The organism is Pseudomonas viridiflava, assembly GCF_001642795.1.
GTDB classification, from domain to species: domain Bacteria; phylum Pseudomonadota; class Gammaproteobacteria; order Pseudomonadales; family Pseudomonadaceae; genus Aquipseudomonas; species Aquipseudomonas viridiflava.
The window spans coordinates 1-16,458 of record NZ_LKEH01000031.1; the positions used below are offsets into that span (position 1 = coordinate 1).

The window sequence follows — 16,458 nt, forward strand, 5'->3', positions numbered from 1 at the left end:
CATGTGAGAGTAGGTCATCGTCAAGATTCAATTCCAGAACCCCTCATCGCTTACGCGGTGAGGGGTTTTGTTTTTGGGCGCTGAAATATCTCTGACGCCTCTATATTCAGGGCAAAAAAAACCACCTGTTCAAGGTGGTTTTGATATCACTCTCCGCGGTACTCACACCCGCTCGTGCAGGTTTCGTGAATACGGACCGCCGAGAGTTCAGGTAGAAGAGGCTTCAATTCATTCCAGATCCATTTCGCCAGATTCTCACTGGTCGGATTTTCAAGGCCCGGGATGTCATTGAGGTAGTTGTGATCGAGGCGCTCGTACAAAGGCTTGAAGATCGCCTTGATTTCAGAGAAGTCCCGTATCCATCCCGTGTGCGGATCTACCTTGCCTGCCAGGTGAATGCCCACGCGAAAGGAATGCCCATGCAAGCGTCCACACTTGTGGCCTTCCGGTACGTGTGGGAGGCGGTGGGCTGACTCAAATGTAAACTCTTTAAAGATTTCCAAAATGTATTAGCTCTAGGAAAATGGCGATCGCTGATGCGACAAATGCAGTACGCGAGTTTAACAGCAATGGTTTGAAACTCCATGATCGCGGAGAGGGAAGGGCGGTTTGAACGCCTTAAGGTGATGGCTCCTAGCCATAAGTGTTCAGTTTGAATTAAGTTCCCGGCGTTATGATGGTTGCCATAAAAGCATCGGCCGCCATGGAGCCTTCCAATAATGAAAATGCCGATCACATTCTTGACTGCCTTAGCGCTTTCAATGACTGCCTGTATGATCCACGCACGCAATATTGATCCCGACGAGGTCTTGCGACTGAGCAGTGCGGGGACGCTTCAGCGTTACGAACACCTTGATGCCCAGGCACTGTCCACGCATCCAGGCGCCAGGATCATCGACACAGAGCTGAAGAACCAGTACGGCAGGTATGTTTACAAAGTCGAGCTGCTGGACGCTAAAAACGTTGAGTGGGACGTCGAAATAGATGCCGTCACAGGTCACGTCTTCCGGAATCATCAGGATAATTAATGAATGTTGACAAGCCTCTCTGCGCAATCCTTGGTCTGAGCCTGGTTTGTTCCTTTGCGTATGCCAGAGACCTGAATCAGGATGAAGCCCTCAGGCTGAGACAGCAGGGCGTCATCTTGCCCCTTGAGCAGTTCATCGAGCATGCGTTGGGCCTTCACCCGGGCTCCAAGCTGCTTGAGGCTGAGCTTGAAGAGAAACACGATGTCTACGTGTACGAATTTGAATTGCTGACCCCGCAGGGCGTTGTTCGTGAGCTGAAGTTTGACGCTCGCGATAGCCGACTGCTGAAAGACGAGGAAGATTGATGCGGCTGTTACTGGTTGAAGACCACGTGCCCTTGGCGGATGAACTCATCGCTGCACTCGGGCGGCAAGGCTACGCGGTTGACTGGTTGGCCGATGGGCGTGATGCGGTTTATCAGGGTGCAAGCGAACCTTATGACCTCATCGTTCTGGACCTGGGTTTGCCCGGCATGCCCGGTCTTGAAGTACTTGAGCAATGGCGAAGCGGTGGACTTGCCATTCCGGTGCTCATACTGACTGCTCGCGGCTCCTGGTCCGAGCGCATCGAAGGGCTTAAAGCCGGTGCAGATGACTACCTGACCAAGCCCTTCCATCCTGAAGAGCTTCAACTGCGCATTCAGGCATTGTTGCGCCGCTCCCACGGGCTGGCCAACCAGCCCACGCTGGAAGCAGCAGGCCTGAAACTGGACGAGGGGCGGCAATCCGTATCGCTAGATGGTGCCGATATTCAGCTCACGTCGGCCGAGTTTCGTTTGCTGCGTTACTTCATGCTGCATCCCGAGCAGATCCTCTCCAAAAGCCATCTTTCCGAGCATTTATACGATGGTGAAAACGAGCGTGATTCCAATGTGATCGAGGTGCACGTCAACCACCTGCGTCGCAAGCTTGGGAAAGGTGTGATCGAGACGCGCCGTGGTCAGGGCTATGTATATGGTGGAGCAGGCGGTTGAAGTCCATACAGCGGCGGTTGAGCCTGGGCCTGATTGCCGTCATGGTCGTCGTGGGACTGGTCATGGCGCAGACCAGCCTCTGGCTCTTCGAACTGGGCCTGCAGCGCTATCTGGAATCGGGTCTGCGTAACGAAAGCGAGAACCTGCTCGTCGCGCTGGTTCGCGGACCGGCAGGTCTGCAACTGGATGATCATCGTCTTTCAGGTGCCTATCAGCGTCCACTGTCCGGACATTACTTCCGTATGGATCTGCCGCAAGGTCACTGGCGGTCTCGTTCGCTGTGGGATTTCGAATTGCCCGAGTCAGGCCCTGTCGGTTTGCATGCTAACTTTGAACTGGGCCAGACAGGTCAGTCGTTGCTGATGCTGACCGCGGAATACCGAAAGTTCGGTAAGAAGATCACGATCACCGTGGCTCAGGATTACACGCCGGTCAAAGCCAGTTTCCGCCGGATGCAGCAGATCGGTCTGGGGCTGGGGCTTGCCGCATTGATACTGGTTCTGGTGCTGCAGCGTGTGACTGTCTTCAGAGCGTTAAGGCCGCTGGAAACCGTTCGTGAACAGATTTCGCAACTTCAGCAAGGTCAGCGCTCCCAACTGGACGAACATGTGCCGCTGGAGCTTGAACCGCTGGTTGCCCAGATCAACCATCTGCTCGCCCATACCGAAGACAGCCTCAAACGCTCGCGCAATGCGCTGGGTAATCTGGGGCATGCGCTCAAGACCCCTTTGGCGGTGCTGCTCAGTCTTGCGTTGAGTAATCAACTCGACCACAACCCGGCGCTGCGCAAAACCCTTCAGGAACAGCTTGAAAACATTCGACTGCGTCTGGAACGCGAGCTCAACCGCGCCCGGCTTTCCGGTGACGCGCTGCCTGGCGCGCGCTTTGATTGCGACGCCGAGTTGCCCGGACTTTTCTCCACGCTAGGCATGATTCACGGCGGTCATCTGGACCTGGTCAACAAGGTGCAAGGCGGCATGTATTTGCCCTGGGACCGGGAAGACATTCTCGAGTTGCTGGGTAACCTGTTGGATAACGCCTGCAAGTGGGCGGACAGCGAGGTGCAACTGGATATCCTGCGTCAGGATCAGGGCTTCCGTTTGCTGATTGACGATGATGGTCCCGGTATTCCGGAGTCTCGACGCGCAGAGGTGTTCAGCCGGGGCGCCCGTCTGGATGAGCAGATCACCGGGCACGGTCTCGGTCTGGGTATCGTTCGTGACATCGTGGAGGCCTGGGGTGGCCAGCTCCAGTTGCTCGACAGCCCGCTGCATGGACTGCGGGTACAGATCGATCTTCCCGAGCGAACCGCCCCTTGAAGCGTCTTCAGCTCAACCTGACAGAAAATCAGGACAGGTCTTAATGTTCAGACACGGCCGCCGATAACAGAGAGGTATACCTGACTTTATAAAAATAACCATAAGGCCAATCCTATGCGTCTTAGTCTGAAAGCCAAGGTGCTGTCACTGGCGATACTGCCGGTTCTGATGTTCGGGCTGGTGATCAGTGCGACCACAGTGTTCATGTTGCACCAGCAGGCTGACCGAGAAGTCAGCGACACGCGAGAGCGCTTGCTCTCCGAGGCCAAGACCACTCTGCAAAACTACGTCGCCATTGCGATGACTGCCATCAAACCCCTTTACGAGGCGTCCGCTCCCGGTGACGAAACCGCGAGGGCCACGGCCATCAAGCTGCTCTCCGCAGTCTCCTACGGCAAGGATGGCTATCTCTTCGGTTACGATTCCCAGGTCATCCGTATTTTCAGAAGTACCAATCCCGACGGTCTGGGCAAGAGCTTCAATGACGTGCGCGATCCGAATGGGGTCTACCTCAATCGCGAACTGGTTGCCGTCGGCAAGGCGGGGACCCATTACGTGATGTATTCCTCGGCGCTGCCCGGCAAGACCGAACCAGTGCCCAAGATCGGTTACACCGAGTACCTGCCCAAATGGGACCTGGTGGTAGGCTCTGCGGTCAATCTGGACGGCATCGATGCTCAGGTTGCCGTCGTCAGGCAGAACGTTGAAGCACGCTTGCAGGAGATGCTCTACAGCATCCTCGGCATCACGTTGCTGGTCCTGGTGGTCATCAGCATCGCCGGCATGCTGCTGACCGGCACGTTGTTGCGCCCGCTACGCCTGATGAAAGACAACCTCGATGACATCGCTGCAGGCGAAGGCGATCTGACACGTCGTCTGGCGGTGACCAGTAACGATGAACTGGGTGAGCTTGCCACATCTTTCAACCGTTTCGTGGACAAGATCCATGGGATGGTTCGGCAGGTCACTGAAATGACCGGGCAGTTGAATGGGCTGGTGAGTGAAGTGTCGTCGCAGGCGCAACGTTCAGAAAGCGCAATGGAGCGTCAGCGCCACGAGACCGATCAAGTGGCCACCGCCATCAACGAGATGTCAGCCGCCGCACAAGAGGTCGCCAAGAGCGCGCAGGCTGCTTCGGTGGCTGCTCAGCAGACCGATGAGCAGGGGCGCACCGCCAAGCGTGTCGTCGACGGCAGCATTCGGCAGATCCACGCACTGGTGGACGACATCCGCAAGAGCGGTACATCGCTGGACAGCCTGCAGCAGGACGTTTCCTCGATTGTCAGCGTGCTCGGTGTGATTCGCTCCATTGCCGAGCAGACCAATCTGCTGGCCCTCAATGCCGCCATCGAGGCCGCAAGAGCAGGGGAAGCGGGTCGTGGCTTTGCCGTGGTGGCAGACGAGGTGCGAGCGCTTGCCAGCCGCACTCAGCAGAGCACGCAGGAAATTCAGGGGATGATCGACCGTCTGCAGCACGGTACACAGGAAGCCGTCTCGGCCATGCGCCGTTCCAGTGAGGCCGGTGACGGGACGTCGACCCAGGCCAACGAGGCCGGGCTATCGCTGAGCACGATAGGCGAACTGATTGCGACCATCAATTCGATGAACGCTCAAATCGCGAGTGCGGCTGAAGAGCAGACGGCCGTGGCGGAAGAAATCAATCGCAGTGTCCACCAGATCGCCGGAGCGGTCGAAAGCGTGGCAGACGAAACCCGGCAAAGTGCGCAGACGTCGCGCAGTCTTGCCGAACTGGGTTCACGTCTGGGTGGACTGGTGGGCCAATTTCGGGTTTGACCCGGCTGTCATCGTTTCCCATGGCACTCGTACGTTTGTCCGCTGACTAACAGCTAGACCGCGCGCAATGCGCGGTCTAATGACATGGACTGGACATGAACGAAACCGTACAGCAATACAAGACACTACTTCTGCTACTGGTGGGGGTGACCATCGCCTTCATCTGGATTCTGCTGCCGTTCTACGGCGCGGTATTCTGGGCCGTTATCCTCGGCATCATCTTTGCGCCGCTTCAGCGCAGGCTGTTGCTTCGATTTGGCTGGTCACGCAACCTGACATCCCTGTGCACGCTGATGATCTGTCTGGTCATCGCGATTCTGCCGGTGATCATCATCAGTGCGTTGCTGGTTCAGGAAGGCACCACGCTCTATAAAAATGTCGAGACCGGGCAACTGGATATCGCGGGCTATCTGGCTGAATTCAAGACCTTGCTGCCTCACTCGCTGCAGGCGTTGCTTGACCGGCTTGGCATGGGCGACCTTGAGGGACTGCGTGACAAGATTGCCAAGGGCGCGATGCAGGGCAGCCAGTATCTGGCGACTCAGGCCTTCAGTTTCGGGCAAGGGACCTTCGATTTTGTGGTGAGCTTTTTTATCATGCTGTACCTGCTCTATTTCTTCCTGCGAGACGGCCACGAGCTGGTCCGCAAGATGCGCAACGCGGTTCCGCTGGCCGAACAGCAGAAGCGTCGTCTGCAGCTCAAATTCACCCGTGTCGTGCGTGCCACAGTCAAAGGCAACGTGGTCGTAGCGGTGACGCAGGGCGCGCTGGGCGGGTTCATTTTCTGGGCGCTGGATATCCCGAGCGCGTTGCTCTGGGCTGTCATCATGGCCTTTCTGTCCTTGCTGCCAGCGGTGGGGGCGGGGATCGTCTGGGCGCCTGTTGCGTTGTACTTCCTGCTCAGTGGCATGATCTGGCAGGGCGTTGTACTGGGTCTTTTCGGCGTGTTTGTCATTGGCCTGGTAGACAACGTGCTGCGTCCGATTCTGGTCGGCAAGGACACCAAGATGCCGGACTACCTGATTCTGATCTCTACGCTGGGCGGGATGTCGGTATTCGGTCTGAATGGCTTTGTGATCGGTCCATTGATTGCAGCGCTGTTCATCTCCACCTGGGGCTTGTTCAGCGGTGCGAAGAAACCGGTTCGATTGCCGGGCTAGGTTTATTGAAGGCAAAAAAAACCCTGCTCGATAGCAGGGTTTTTTATGTTCAGGTAATCAGCCCGGCATGTGAATGCCCGCGTTGACCACCAGATCCAGCAACGGTTGCGGGTAAACACCCAGCACGAAGGTCAGGATCGCCACCGCCAGCAGCATCACGCCACCGGTGCGCTGCGCCCAGTTGAAGGCTGCGTCGTGACGCGGCAGCTTGGCATCGACCAGGTACATCGTGACCATGACGCGCAGGTAGTAGAACAGGCCGATGGCGCTGCCCAGTACCAATGCACCGACCAGCCACCACAGCTGGGACTCGACGCCCGTCGCGATCATGTAGAACTTGCCGATGAAGCCAGCCGTCAGCGGAATACCCGCCAGCGACAACAGCATCAGGGTCATGACAGCGGTCAGGTACGGGCGACGCCAGAACAGACCACGGTACTCAAACATCGCATCGGCATCGCGACCGCTGTAAGGCGACGACATCATGGTGATCACACCGAAGCTGCCCAGGGAGGTCAGCACGTAAGTCGCCAGATAAACGCCGATGGCTTCGACCGCCATGCCTTTGCTTGCGACCAAGGCGATCATCAGGTAACCGAAGTGCGCGATAGAGGAGTAGCCCAGCAGACGCTTGAGGTTGGTCTGAGTCAGTGCCAGCAGGTTACCGACCAGAATCGAAGCCACCGCGATGACTGCCAGCACGTCCTGCAGCACGCCACTGCTCGCGGCCGGCGAGATCTGGAACAGACGCACCAGTACGGCGAACACCGCGACCTTGCTGGCGGTGGCCAGGAACGCAGCAACCGGAGCCGGAGCACCTTCGTAGACGTCTGGCGTCCAGAGGTGGAAGGGCACGAGCGACAGCTTGAATGCCAGGCCGACCAGCATCATCGCCAGGCCCAGGCTGGCAATCGGGCTCGGCATGCCGGTCGCAGCGATGGCCTTGCCGATACCTTCGAAGCTCAGCGAGCCTGCTTCTGCGTACAGCAACGCCATACCGAACAGCAGGAAAGCCGAACCCGCAGCCGACAGCACCATGTACTTGATGCCGCCTTCCAGCGAACGCTTGTTGAAGAAGGCATAGGCCACCAGACCGTAGACCGGCACCGACAACAGCTCCAGACCGATGAACAGGCCAGCCAGATGCTGAGCGCTCACCAGAACCAGACCGCCAGCGGCTGCCAGCAGGATCAGCAGGTAGAGTTCTTCGCGGTTGCCCGGATACCCGACCTTGGCGTCGCCCAGATAGGCGTGTGCCATGGTGACGCAGGCCAGGGTAGAAGCGAGGATGATCGCCATGTACAGGCAGGCGAAGTTGTCGATCTGCAGCAGCGGTGTAACCGCCAGCGGGGCGACTTTCAAGGCCGGGTAAATGGAAAGCAGGGCCAGGTTCAGACCCGCTACCGAAAGCAGAAAGGTTTGCGAGTGATTGCGGCGCCACGCGATTGCCAGCATCACCACAACGATGGTGAGGCTGGTAATCAGCAGCGGCGCAAGCGCAATAAAGTGTTGAATCGTCAGGTCCATAGCGCTCTTACCGGGCCGAAGCGAGTTGAGTGAAGGCAGTGCCTAGCCATTGCTGCACGCCGTGCATGGTCGCTGCCGAGGTGTCGAGGATCGGCTGCGGGAAGACCCCGAGCACGATCAGCAACACGGCAAGGCCCAGCACCATGATCATTTCCCGTCCATCCATGCCCTTGAGAATCTCGTCCGATTTGGACGGGCCGAAATAGGCGCGGTGGATCATGATCAGCGAGTAGACAGAACCGAATACCAGACCGGAAGTGGCAATGGCCGTGACCCATGGCGAGCTGACAAAACTGCCCAGCAGGATCAGGAACTCACCGACGAAGTTACCGGTGCCCGGCAGACCCAGGGAGGCGGCTGCAAAGAACAGGCTGATGGCCGGCAGGTAGGCGATGCGCGACCAGAGGCCACCCATCTCGCGCATGTCACGCGTGTGCAGGCGCTCGTACAACTGACCACTGAGGATAAACAGCGCAGCGGCCGACAGACCATGCGCCAGCATCTGCACGACGACGCCTTGCAGAGCCTGCTGGCTGCCGGAGTAAATGCCGATCAGTACGAAACCCATGTGCGAGACGCTGGAAAACGCGATCAGACGCTTGATGTCGGTCTGTGCAAAAGCCAGGAAGGCACCGTAGAAGATGCCGACCAGACCGAGCGTCATTGCGATCGGCGCGAACTCTGCCGAGGCATTCGGGAACAGAGGCAGCGCGAAACGCAGCAGGCCGTAGGCCGCAGTCTTCAGCAGGATACCCGCCAGATCGACGGAACCCGCTGTCGGCGCCTGAGCGTGAGCATCCGGCAGCCAGGAATGGAACGGCACGACCGGCAGCTTCACCGCAAACGCGATGAAGAAGCCCAGCATCAGAATGTACTCGGTACCCGGTGCCAGCTTGGTTTTCAACAGGTCGGCGTAGGCGAAGGTGATCACGCCGGTCTGATTGAAGTGCACCAGCACCAGACCCAGAATCGCCACCAGCATGATCAGACCGCTGGCCTGAGTGAAGATGAAGAACTTGGTCGCAGCGTAAATACGGGTCTTCTTGCCGTCTGCCGAGCTGTGACCCCAGAGCGCGATGAGGAAGTACATCGGCACCAGCATCATTTCCCAGAAGAAGAAGAACATGAACAGGTCGATGGCGAGGAACACGCCAACCACACCGCCCAGGATCCACATCAGGTTCAGGTGGAAGAAGCCCACCTTGCGCTGAATCTCTTTCCAGGAGCAGAGCACCGACAGCACGCCGAGCAGGCCGGTCAGCAGAATCATCAGCAACGACAGGCCATCAAGCGCCAGGTGTACGTCGATGCCGAAACGGGTGATCCACGGCTGATGGAATTCCAGGGTCCAGGTCGGATCCGCGCCGGGCACCGGCGCGTAGCCGAAGTTGCCGGTGGCCCAGAGCCAGAGGCCCAGGGCCAGTTCGAGGGTCATGGTCAGCAGCGCGATCCAGCGCGGAAGGGTAGGGCCGAAGCGCTCACCCAGCCAGCACAGCAGGCCGCCGATAAAGGGGATCAGGATTAGCCAAGGCAGAATCATGACGGGCTCAATTCCTTTCGCAAATTCGCAAGGTTCATGTCAGACCGCAACCAGAATGACGGCACCGAGTACCAGAACGGCACCCACGGCAATCGAGGCAGCATACCAACGCAGCTGGCCGGTCTCGGTACGGCTCATGGTGTCATGACCGCCTTTGACCAGACGTGGGATCAAGCCGATGGTGCGGTCGAACGGATCGCTACGCAGCAGATGACTGATCGCCAGATAAGGTTTGACGAAGAGCTTGTCGTAGATCCAGTCGAAGCCCCAGGCGGCGAACCACCAGGCTGACAGGAAACGGCCGGGACCGCTGTTGGCAATGGCCGTCACCAGACGACGCTTGCCGAGGAACAGCAGTGCCGCCAGCAGGATGCCCGCCAGTGCGATGGCACCCGAGGCGATTTCCAGGCTGTGCTTGGCTTCGCCACCGGCATGGCCAACGCTTTGCGGCAGTACGCCGGCCAGCGGAGGCGTGATCAGCGCGCCGATGAAGGTCGACAGCACGATCAGCACCGACAGTGGCAGCCAGTGAGCGATGCCGTGACCCGCGTGCGCTTCGGTCTTGGCTTCACCATGGAACGCGATGAAGATCAGGCGGAAGGTGTACAGCGAGGTCATGAACGCACCGACCAGGCCAGCGTACAACAGACCGTTGTTACCGCTGGCGAACGCTTCCCAGAGGATCTCGTCCTTGGAGTAGAAACCGGCGGTCAGCAGCGGTAGGGCAGACAGAGCGGCACCACCGACAATGAAGCTGGCGTAGGCCAGTGGCAGTTTCTTCCACAGGCCGCCCATCTTGAAGATGTTCTGCTCGTGGTGGCAGGCAACGATCACGGCACCCGATGCGAGGAACAGCAGCGCCTTGAAGAACGCGTGCGTCATCAGGTGGAAGATCGCGCCTTCCCATGCGCCAACACCCAGCGCCAGGAACATGTAGCCGATCTGGCTCATGGTCGAGTAGGCGAGGATACGTTTGATATCGGTCTGTACCAGTGCTGCGAAACCCGCCAGTACCAGAGTGACGCCACCGACGATGCCAACCAGATGCAGAATGTCCGGAGCCAGAGCAAACAGGCCGTGGGTACGGGCGATCAGGTAGACACCAGCCGTTACCATGGTCGCGGCGTGGATCAGTGCGGAAACCGGGGTAGGACCGGCCATCGCGTCCGCCAGCCAGGTCTGCAGTGGCAGCTGTGCGGATTTACCGACAGCACCACCGAGCAGCATCAGCGTCGCCAATACGATCCAGAAATCGCCGACCTTGAAGTGCTCCGGCGCCCTTACCAGCAGCTCCTGAACGTTCAGCGTACCCAGTTGCTGGAACAGGATGAACAGGCCGATGGCCATGAACACGTCGCCAATACGGGTCACGATGAACGCTTTGAGGGCTGCGTTGCCGTTGTTGCGGTTGCTGTAATAGAAACCGATCAACAGGTAGCTGCACAGGCCTACGCCTTCCCAACCGAAGTAGATGAACAGCAGGTTGTCGCCCAGGATCAGGAACAACATGCTGGCAATGAACAGGTTGGTGTAGGAGAAGAAGCGCGAGTAGCCCGCTTCACCGCGCATGTACCAGGACGCGAACAGGTGGATCAGGAAACCTACGCCGACCACGACACCCAGCATCGTGACGGACAGGCCGTCCAGATACAGCGCGAAGTTGGGCTGGAAGCCATCCACGTCCATCCAGCGCCACAGCACCTGGGTGTAATGACCACCCTCCGGCGGTGCGACGTTGAACTGCCAGATGACCCAGGCCGCAACGATGGCCGAGAGCCCGATGGAGCCGACGCCGATCAGCGCTGCCAGGTTTTCCGAAATGCGGCCGCGTGAAAACGACAGCAGCAGGAAACCGATGAGGGGAAATACAAAAGTCAGAAAGAGAAGATTCATCCGCGCATCTCACTGGCAGCGTCGATATCGAGCGTGTGGAAGCGGCGATACAGTTGCATCAGGATCGCCAGGCCAATACTGGCCTCGGCGGCTGCAAGGCTGATCACCAGGATGAACATGACCTGTCCATCCGGCTGCGCCCAGCGGCTGCCGGCAACGACGAACGCCAGAGCTGAGGCGTTCATCATGATTTCGAGGCTCATCAACACGAAGAGAATGTTGCGTCGCACCATCAGGCCGACCAGGCCGAGGCAGAACAGGACACCGGCAACCGCCAGGCCGTGTTCCAGAGGGATAGCATTCATTGGCTTGGCTCCTTCGCCTCGTTGCGGCCCAGGTGGAATGCCGTGACTGCAGCTGCAAGCAGCAGCATCGAGGCAAGTTCCACGACGAGCAGATAAGGCCCGAACAGGCTGATACCGACCGCCTTGGCGTCGACCGTGGTGTGACCGATGGCAGCGCCGGTCTGGTTGGCGAACAGCACATACAGCAGCTCTGCCAGCAACAACACGCCGAGGATGACCGGACCGAGCCAGATACCCGGCTTCAGCCAGGTACGTTCCTGCTCGACCGAGGCCGGGCCAAGGTTGAGCATCATGACCACGAACACGAACAGCACCATGATAGCGCCAGCGTAGGCGATGACTTCCAGCACACCGGCGAACGGTGCGCCAAGACTGAAGAACGTCATGGCGACGGCGATCAGCGAAATGATCAGGTAGAGCAGGGCGTGCACCGGATTCGTGTTCGTGATCACCCGCAGGGTGGACACGACAGCGATACCGGATGCGAAATAGAAAGCGAATTCCATCTTTACTTCCTTAAGGCAGCAAGCTCTTGACGTTGATCGGCTCGGCTTCGTTCTGCGCGGAGCCCTTGGGCTTGCCGGCAACGGCCATGCCCGCAACGCGGTAGAAGTTGTAGTCGGGGTTCTTGCCGGGGCCGGAGATCAGCAGATCTTCCTTCTCGTACACCAGATCCTGACGTTTGAAGTCGGCCATCTCGAAGTCCGGCGTAAGCTGGATTGCGGTGGTCGGGCAGGCTTCTTCACACAGACCGCAGAAAATGCAGCGTGAGAAGTTGATGCGGAAGAAGTCCGGATACCAGCGGCCGTCCTCTTTCTCCGCCTTCTGCAACGAAATGCAGCCCACCGGGCAGGCCACGGCGCACAGGTTGCAGGCCACGCAGCGCTCTTCACCATCGGGGTCACGCGTCAGAACGATACGGCCACGGTAGCGGGGCGGCAGGTAAACCTGCTCCTCGGGGTATTGCAGGGTGTCGCGTTTGCGGAAGCCGTGACCGAACACCATCACCAGGCTGCGCAATTGGGTACCAGTACCCTTAACGATGTCGCCAATATATTTGAACATGGGTCAAATCCTCACTGAACCGAGCCTGCCGGTGTGTTCAACAACACAATCGCAGCAGTCACCAGCAAATTGATCAGGGTCAGCGGCAGACAGAATTTCCAGCTGAAGTCCATGACCTGGTCATAACGTGGGCGCGGAATGGAAGCGCGCAACAGAATGAACAGCATGATGAAGAACGCGGTTTTCAAGGCGAACCAGAAGAAGGCCAGCGATGGCAGGATATCGAACGGGCCGTGCCAGCCGCCGAAGAACAGGGTCACCAGCAACGCCGAGATCAGAATGATGCCGATGTATTCGCCAACGAAGAACATGCCCCATTTCATGCCGGCATATTCGATGTGGTAACCGTCGGCCAGTTCCTGCTCGGCTTCCGGCTGGTCGAATGGGTGACGGTGAGTCACTGCCACGCCTGCGATGAAGAACGTACAGAAGCCAAAGAACTGCGGAATGATGAACCACAGGTTCTGCGCCTGATATTCGACGATGTCGCGCATGTTGAACGAGCCGACCTGGACCACGATGCCCATCAGCGCCAGGCCCATGAACACTTCGTAGGACACGGTCTGCGCCGAGGCACGCAAGCTGCCCAGCAGGGCGAACTTGTTATTGCTCGACCAGCCAGCGAACAGCACCGCATACACCGAGAGACCGGCCATGGCGAAAAAGAACAGCAGGCCGATGTTCAGATCCGCCACGCCCCAGGTGGGAGTGATCGGGATCACGGCGAACGCGATCAGCAGGGCACTCATGGCCACGACCGGCGCCAGGGTGAAGATCACCTTGTCGGCGAACGGAGGCGTCCAGTCTTCCTTGAAGAACATTTTCAGCATGTCGGCAGCGATCTGGAACATGCCGAACGGGCCGACGCGGTTCGGACCGTAACGGTCCTGCCACCAGCCCAGCAGGCGACGTTCCACGAAACTGAGCAACGCACCGCAGACAACGACGGCCAGCAACACCACGATGGCCTTGACGACCGCGATGATTGCGTCAATCACTTCAGGGGTGAACCAGGTCATTGCGCTGCCTCCTGCAGACCGTCAACGGATTTGCCGAACACTGCCGGAGGAATGCCCGGCAGACCTGCCGGCAGTGCAACCAGACCGGCGCCGAGTTCTTCGTTGATGCGCAGCGGCAACTTCAGAGTCTGACCCGCGACATTGAGCGAGATCAGCGCGCCTTCGTTGACGCCCAGACGATCCGCTTCCGACTTGGCCAGTGCCACGTAGGCCTGTGGAATGCGCTCCTGAACCGGTGCCGCCAGAGACGAGGTTTCGTCGCTGCCGAACAGGTGGAAGAACGGCACAACCTGCCAGGTGCCACGCTCTGGTGCAAAAGCACGAGGAACGCTGGCGAACCAGGACAGGCCGTCGCCCTTGCTTTCGATCAGGCGTGTGCCCGGATCGCCAGCACGCAGATGACCACCGACTTCGTCCTGGAACTTGTTCCAGGCCTGTGGCGAGTTCCAGCCCGGAGACCAGGCGAACGGCACTTGCTGGCGCGGCTCGGCAGAACCCGAATAACCTTCCATGGAGAAGGCAAACGCGGTGTCCTTGTCTTGCGAGGTGCGCGGTTCATGAACGCTGATGTTGGCGCGCATGGAGGTACGACCGCTGTAACGCAGGGGCTCGCGAGCCAGTTTCAGGCCTTTTATGCGGAACGAAGCTGACGGTGCGGCATTGACGATACCGGCCAGTTGCGGAGAGCTGCTGGCGCAGGCTTCGGTGACATGGTCGAGTTGTGTCCAGTCCACCGGCTTGTTGAGCAGGGTCGCACGCAGTGCATGCAGCCAGCGCCAGCCCTCATGGATCATGATGCTGGCATCCAGGTAGGTTGGATCGAACACCTGGAAGAAGCGCTGGGCACGGCCTTCCTGGCTGACCAGCGTACCGTCGCCTTCGGCGAAGCTGGCAGCGGGCAGAACCAGATGGGCACGATCGGAAGTCGGCGTTTTCTGATGATCGGCAACGATCACCACTTTCGCGGCGCTCAGTGCAGCGTCAACCAGCGAGGCATCGACGCGGCGATAAAGGTCGTTTTCCAGCACCACGATCGCGTCGGCCTTGCCGGAAATGACAGCTTGCAGCGCAGCGTCAACCGACTCACCGCCGAACATGGCCAGACCCATGCTGTTGGCTTCCGGCACGATCAGGCTGATGGAGCCTTGCTTGTCGCGCAGCTTCAAGGCCTTGGCGATGTTCGCGGCGGCTTCGATCAGTGCGGTCGAACCCAGCGAGCTGCCGGAAATGATCAGTGGACGCTTGGCAGCGAGCAGGGCGTCGGCAATGCGTTGGGCCAGTTCCAGTGCTTCGCTGTCCAGGCCTTCGACGGCCGGCGCGCTGGCATCCAGTGCGTGGGCAACGGCGAAACCGATACGGGCCAGATCATCCGGCGCAGCATGCACACACTCTTCAGCCACATCGTCCAGACGGGTTTCAGCCAGGCTGGCGATAAACAGCGGGTTCAGCTCGTGCTGGCCAATGTTCTTCACGGCAGCGTCCAGCCATGGCTGGACTTTCATGGCCGCAGCCATGTCTTCCGCCTTGCCCTTGACGGCCTGACGCAGACCCAATGCCATACGGGCAGCGGTCTGGGTCAGGTCTTCGCCCAGGACAAAGATGGCGTCGTGATCTTCGATGTCACGCAGGGTAGGAACCGGCAGCGGGCTGTCGTTCAGAACCTTGAGGATCAGACGGATACGCTCCAGCTCACCGGCCTCGATGCCGCTGTAGTAGTGCTCGGCACCCACCAGTTCGCGCAGGGCATGGTTGCTTTCCAGGCTGGCGCGTGGCGAGCCGATGCCCACGATGTTGCGCCCGCGCAGCAGATCGGCCGCCTTGTCCAGTGCTTCGTCCAGGCTCAGTTTGACCTGACCGTTGGCGAGCAGTGGCTGGCGAGGACGATCCTTGCGGTTGACGTAGCCATAGCCGAAGCGGCCACGGTCGCACAGGAAATACTGGTTCACGGAACCGTTGTAGCGGTTCTCGATGCGACGCAGTTCGCCATAACGCTCGCCCGGGCTGATGTTGCAGCCGCTGGAGCAGCCATGGCAGATGCTTGGCGAGAACTGCATGTCCCACTTGCGGTTGTAGCGCTCGGAGTGGGTCTTGTCGGTGAACACACCGGTCGGACAGACCTCGGTGAGGTTGCCGGAGAATTCGCTTTCCAGCGTGCCGTCTTCAACGCGACCGAAGTAGACGTTGTCGTGTGCGCCGTAAACGCCCAGATCCGTACCGCCCGCATAGTCCTTGTAGAAACGGACGCAGCGATAGCAGGCGATGCAGCGGTTCATCTCGTGCGCGATGAACGGCCCCAGCTCCTGATTCTGGTGGGTGCGTTTGGTGAAGCGATAACGGCGCTCGTTGTGGCCCGTCATCACTGTCATATCTTGCAGGTGGCAGTGACCGCCTTCTTCGCAGACCGGGCAGTCGTGCGGGTGGTTGGTCATCAGCCATTCGACGACACTGGCGCGGAACGCCTTGGATTCATCGTCTTCGATGGAAATCCAGGTGTTGTCGGTGGCTGGCGTCATGCAGGACATCACGATACGACCACGCGTGTCGTTCTCGTCGGTGTACTGCTTGACCGCACATTGGCGACAGGCGCCAACGCTGCCCAGGGCAGGGTGCCAGCAGAAATAGGGAATATCGAGGCCCAGCGACAGGCAAGCCTGTAACAGGTTGTCTGCGCCATCGACTTCGAGGGCTTTGCCGTCTACGTGGATAGTAGCCATGGTTCAAAGATCTTCGTTGGCCCGTTGTCAGCAGGCGTGGCTAATGGAATCTCGGTAGCACCTGCAGCGTTCAGCCCGTCAGGGCGTCAGCAGGTACGAGGACGGCGGCCTTGAAAAGTCC

At 59.1% G+C, this 16,458-nt stretch carries 15 protein-coding genes; 6 read left to right on the forward strand and 9 right to left on the reverse strand.

Annotated elements, in window-relative coordinates:
* Positions 1–146 precede the first annotated feature (146 nt).
* Positions 147–503 (reverse strand): 6-carboxytetrahydropterin synthase QueD, encoded by a 357-nt coding sequence (queD, locus tag AO065_RS18155; protein ID WP_004884620.1) that lies wholly within the window; start codon positions 501–503, stop codon positions 147–149.
* A gap of 216 nt (positions 504–719) precedes the next feature.
* Here queD and AO065_RS18160 point away from each other — a divergent pair, with 216 nt between their 5' ends.
* The 6 genes from AO065_RS18160 to AO065_RS18185 all read left to right on the forward strand — a co-directional run bounded on the left by AO065_RS18160 (position 720) and on the right by AO065_RS18185 (position 6,274).
* Entirely contained in the window at positions 720–1,028 is a 309-nt protein-coding gene (locus AO065_RS18160; protein WP_004884622.1) for a PepSY domain-containing protein, read from the forward strand.
* Positions 1,028–1,333 carry a PepSY domain-containing protein gene (locus AO065_RS18165; RefSeq protein WP_004884624.1) on the forward strand — a complete coding sequence of 102 codons (306 nt, stop codon included), beginning with the start codon at positions 1,028–1,030 and terminating at the stop codon, positions 1,331–1,333. The genes AO065_RS18160 and AO065_RS18165 overlap by 1 nt, the downstream gene beginning before the upstream one ends.
* Positions 1,333–2,001, forward strand: a complete 669-nt coding sequence (locus tag AO065_RS18170) for a response regulator transcription factor (RefSeq protein ID WP_004884625.1) — start codon at positions 1,333–1,335, stop codon at positions 1,999–2,001. Before AO065_RS18165 ends, AO065_RS18170 begins: the two co-directional genes overlap by 1 nt.
* Entirely contained in the window at positions 1,998–3,320 is a 1,323-nt protein-coding gene (locus tag AO065_RS18175) for a sensor histidine kinase (RefSeq protein ID WP_004884631.1), read from the forward strand. The genes AO065_RS18170 and AO065_RS18175 overlap by 4 nt, the downstream gene beginning before the upstream one ends.
* Positions 3,321–3,434: 114 nt before the next feature.
* Positions 3,435–5,114: a methyl-accepting chemotaxis protein gene (locus AO065_RS18180; RefSeq protein WP_004884633.1), complete on the forward strand. Its 1,680-nt coding sequence runs from the start codon at positions 3,435–3,437 to the stop codon at positions 5,112–5,114.
* Between the two features lie 95 nt (positions 5,115–5,209).
* Positions 5,210–6,274: an AI-2E family transporter gene (locus AO065_RS18185; protein WP_004884636.1), complete on the forward strand. Its 1,065-nt coding sequence runs from the start codon at positions 5,210–5,212 to the stop codon at positions 6,272–6,274.
* A gap of 57 nt (positions 6,275–6,331) precedes the next feature.
* On the opposite strand, the gene nuoN is transcribed toward AO065_RS18185, so the two are convergent.
* Genes nuoN through nuoG form a run of 8 tightly spaced genes read right to left on the reverse strand, consistent with a single transcriptional unit; the run spans position 6,332 to position 16,337 of the window.
* The gene (nuoN, locus tag AO065_RS18190; protein WP_004884637.1) at positions 6,332–7,801 is read right to left on the reverse strand and encodes an NADH-quinone oxidoreductase subunit NuoN; all 1,470 of its coding nucleotides are present in this window, start codon (positions 7,799–7,801) and stop codon (positions 6,332–6,334) included.
* Between the two features lie 7 nt (positions 7,802–7,808).
* The gene (gene nuoM, locus AO065_RS18195; RefSeq protein WP_004884638.1) at positions 7,809–9,341 is read right to left on the reverse strand and encodes an NADH-quinone oxidoreductase subunit M; all 1,533 of its coding nucleotides are present in this window, start codon (positions 9,339–9,341) and stop codon (positions 7,809–7,811) included.
* 39 nt (positions 9,342–9,380) lie between these two features.
* A complete protein-coding gene (nuoL, locus tag AO065_RS18200; protein WP_004884639.1) occupies positions 9,381–11,234 on the reverse strand; it encodes an NADH-quinone oxidoreductase subunit L in 1,854 nt (617 codons plus the stop codon).
* Positions 11,231–11,539, reverse strand: coding sequence for an NADH-quinone oxidoreductase subunit NuoK (gene nuoK / locus AO065_RS18205; RefSeq protein WP_002554020.1), 309 nt, complete (start codon positions 11,537–11,539; stop codon positions 11,231–11,233). The genes nuoL and nuoK overlap by 4 nt, the downstream gene beginning before the upstream one ends.
* The gene (gene nuoJ, locus AO065_RS18210) at positions 11,536–12,045 is read right to left on the reverse strand and encodes an NADH-quinone oxidoreductase subunit J (protein ID WP_004884640.1); all 510 of its coding nucleotides are present in this window, start codon (positions 12,043–12,045) and stop codon (positions 11,536–11,538) included. The genes nuoK and nuoJ overlap by 4 nt, the downstream gene beginning before the upstream one ends.
* A gap of 10 nt (positions 12,046–12,055) precedes the next feature.
* Complete coding sequence (gene nuoI, locus AO065_RS18215; protein ID WP_004884641.1) at positions 12,056–12,604, reverse strand: NADH-quinone oxidoreductase subunit NuoI; 549 nt, start codon at positions 12,602–12,604, stop codon at positions 12,056–12,058.
* 11 nt (positions 12,605–12,615) lie between these two features.
* On the reverse strand, positions 12,616–13,623 hold the full coding sequence (gene nuoH, locus AO065_RS18220) for an NADH-quinone oxidoreductase subunit NuoH (protein ID WP_004884642.1): 1,008 nt from the start codon (positions 13,621–13,623) through the stop codon (positions 12,616–12,618).
* On the reverse strand, positions 13,620–16,337 hold the full coding sequence (gene nuoG, locus AO065_RS18225; protein WP_004884643.1) for an NADH-quinone oxidoreductase subunit NuoG: 2,718 nt from the start codon (positions 16,335–16,337) through the stop codon (positions 13,620–13,622). The genes nuoH and nuoG overlap by 4 nt, the downstream gene beginning before the upstream one ends.
* Positions 16,338–16,458 lie beyond the last annotated feature (121 nt).

Bases quoted from the DNA above. Each gene is read 5' to 3' on its own strand.
- nuoL (WP_004884639.1), bottom strand. From the start codon at position 11,234: ATGAATCTTCTCTTTCTGACTTTTGTATTTCCCCTCATCGGTTTCCTG.
- AO065_RS18170 (WP_004884625.1), top strand. From the start codon at position 1,333: ATGCGGCTGTTACTGGTTGAAGACCACGTGCCCTTGGCGGATGAACTC.
- AO065_RS18180 (WP_004884633.1), top strand. From the start codon at position 3,435: ATGCGTCTTAGTCTGAAAGCCAAGGTGCTGTCACTGGCGATACTGCCG.
- AO065_RS18185 (WP_004884636.1), top strand. From the start codon at position 5,210: ATGAACGAAACCGTACAGCAATACAAGACACTACTTCTGCTACTGGTG.
- nuoJ (WP_004884640.1), bottom strand. From the start codon at position 12,045: ATGGAATTCGCTTTCTATTTCGCATCCGGTATCGCTGTCGTGTCCACC.
- nuoG (WP_004884643.1), bottom strand. From the start codon at position 16,337: ATGGCTACTATCCACGTAGACGGCAAAGCCCTCGAAGTCGATGGCGCA.
- nuoH (WP_004884642.1), bottom strand. From the start codon at position 13,623: ATGACCTGGTTCACCCCTGAAGTGATTGACGCAATCATCGCGGTCGTC.
- AO065_RS18160 (WP_004884622.1), top strand. From the start codon at position 720: ATGAAAATGCCGATCACATTCTTGACTGCCTTAGCGCTTTCAATGACT.
- nuoM (WP_004884638.1), bottom strand. From the start codon at position 9,341: ATGATTCTGCCTTGGCTAATCCTGATCCCCTTTATCGGCGGCCTGCTG.
- nuoI (WP_004884641.1), bottom strand. From the start codon at position 12,604: ATGTTCAAATATATTGGCGACATCGTTAAGGGTACTGGTACCCAATTG.
- AO065_RS18165 (WP_004884624.1), top strand. From the start codon at position 1,028: ATGAATGTTGACAAGCCTCTCTGCGCAATCCTTGGTCTGAGCCTGGTT.
- nuoK (WP_002554020.1), bottom strand. From the start codon at position 11,539: ATGAATGCTATCCCTCTGGAACACGGCCTGGCGGTTGCCGGTGTCCTG.
- nuoN (WP_004884637.1), bottom strand. From the start codon at position 7,801: ATGGACCTGACGATTCAACACTTTATTGCGCTTGCGCCGCTGCTGATT.